The sequence below is a fragment of the Longimicrobium sp. genome (genome assembly GCF_036387355.1).
GTDB lineage: Bacteria > Gemmatimonadota > Gemmatimonadetes > Longimicrobiales > Longimicrobiaceae > Longimicrobium.
Window position 1 is genome coordinate 1 of the sequence record NZ_DASVTX010000439.1, and the last position, 2,149, is coordinate 2,149.

At 71.9% G+C, this 2,149-nt stretch carries 2 protein-coding genes; both read left to right on the forward strand.

Features of this window, described 5'->3' with window-relative positions:
* Window positions 1-1,420 (forward strand): hypothetical protein (locus VF665_RS19160; RefSeq protein WP_331055066.1); only part of this gene is annotated, 1,420 nt, incomplete at its 5' end.
* Complete coding sequence (locus tag VF665_RS19165; protein ID WP_331055067.1) at window positions 1,417-2,091, forward strand: class I SAM-dependent methyltransferase; 675 nt, start codon at window positions 1,417-1,419, stop codon at window positions 2,089-2,091. The genes VF665_RS19160 and VF665_RS19165, both read left to right, overlap by 4 nt.
* Window positions 2,092-2,149 lie beyond the last annotated feature (58 nt).

Below are 2,149 nucleotides of genomic sequence, written 5' to 3' on the forward strand. Positions count from 1 at the left end.
CGGCTCGGATGACAGCCCGGCCGTGCGCGTGGCCCGCCGCATCGTGGACCGCGCGCAGTACGTCTACATCGACCGCGACACGGTGCTGGGGCCGGACTTTCGCACCCCCGGCGACCTCGTCATCTACGACGCGGAAGTCAAGCTCCAGGGGAGCGTGGAAGGCTCCGTCGCCGTGCTGGGCGGCGACTTCTGGATCCGGCCGGGCGGGCGCGTGGGCGGCGCCATCGCGGTGCTGGACGGCGGCGTGTACCCGTCCGCGCTCGCCATCCTGCGGCGCGACAGCATCTTTCAGCAGGAGCCGCGCACGGGCGTGGCCACGCGCACCGTGCCCACGGGGGAGGGCGGCGGATACACGGCGGCCGTAACGGTCACCCCGCCGCCGCGCGCGCCGTTCTTTGCGCCGGGGTACGGGCCGCTCCCCAGCTACGACCGCGTGAACGGGGTCACGCTGTACGCCAGCGGCACCATCCGCCCCACGCGCGACGAGGAAGGGCCCAGCATCCGCGTCTTTGGCGCGTACCGCTTCCGCAACGAGAACCACCTGGGCGGCGGCGCGCGCTTTCGCGTTCCCCTCGGCACGCAGAACCTGGAGCTGGCGGGCGAAGTTTCTCGCCTGCACCGCACCAACGACGCCTGGATCCGCCCGGACTTCTCCAACACCGTGCGCGCCGCCGTCTTTGGCGACGACGAGCGGGACTACTGGGATTCCGACCTGCTGCGCGTGCAGGTGCAGCGCCCCGTGGGCATTCCGCTCATCACGGGCGAAAGCTGGGTGGGCCCGCGCGTAGGCTTCCAGGTTTCGCGCGACCGCAGCCTGGACGAGCGCGATCCGCCGTCGCTCTTTGGCGACGGGCTGAACCGCGCCAATCCGCCGGTGCTGGAGGGCACGATCGTTTCCGGACTGCTGGGGACGGAATACCACTGGCGCGGAACCACCTCGCGCGTGGACGGAAGCGCGGACCTGGAAGTGGCGCCGGGCGGGGTGGGGGACGCGAGCTTTTCGCAGGGCTTGGTGCAGGGGAGCTACCAGGCCGTGGCGCTGCGGACGCACACGATGCGCGTCTACTTTCGCGGCATGGCGCCGCTGAGCGGAGACGCGCCGCCTCAGCGCGAGGGCATTCTGGGCGGCGCCGCCACGCTGGCCACCGAGCCGACCGCATCGTTCCGCGGCGACCACCTGGTGTTCATCGAATCCAGCTACGCCGTCCCCATCAACCGCATCGTGCTGCCGTACGTCGGCTCGCCGAGCATCGAGGCGGTGCACATGGTGGGTGCGGCGTGGAGCGGCGACCACAGCCCGCCGTGGGTGCAGAACGCCGGCGTGGGCGTGGTGTTCACCCTGGTGCGCGCCCGGATCCTCATCAATCCCGCCAACGGCGGCACCGCGTTCGCCTTCGGCCTCTCGCTTCCGCAGCGGTGACGCACCCCGGCGAAGCGCTGGTCCGCAGTTGGACGGCCAACGCGGCCGCCTGGACCCGCGCCGTGCGCGACGGCGGCATCGAGAGCCGCCGCCTCGTCACGGATGACGCCATCGTCCGCACGGTGGAGGAACTGCGTCCCGGCCGCGTGCTGGACGTGGGATGCGGGGAGGGATGGCTGGCGCGTGCGCTCGCCGAGCGCGGGATGCGCGTCACGGGCGTGGATGCGTCGCCGGAGCTGGTGGAAGCGGCGCAGCAGGCAGGCGGGGGAGACTTCCACGCCGCCACCTACGACGAACTCGCCGCCGATCCGCTGCGGTTCGGGCGCGACTTCGACGCCGTGGTCTGCAACTTCTCTCTGCTGGACGACCGCCCCGCCGCGCTCCTCGCCGCGCTGCGTGAGGCAACGGCGCAGGATGGATCGCTCGTAATCCAGACGGTGCACCCGTGGGCTGCCGCGGGGGATGAAGGCTATGTGGATGGATGGCGGACGGAAACCTTCGCCGGCTTCGGCGGGGATTTCGCCGCGCCGATGCCGTGGTACTTCCGCACGATGGCGTCGTGGATGGACGTCATCGCGCAGGCCGGCTGGCGCCTCTTTCGCCTCGGCGAGCCCGTCCACCCGCAGACCGGCCGCCCCGCCTCGCTGCTGATCATCGCGGAACGGAGCTGATTCAGCGGCGGTGCGGATCGCGGGCCGCCACCGCGGCCCCCACCCGGGTTCGCATTAC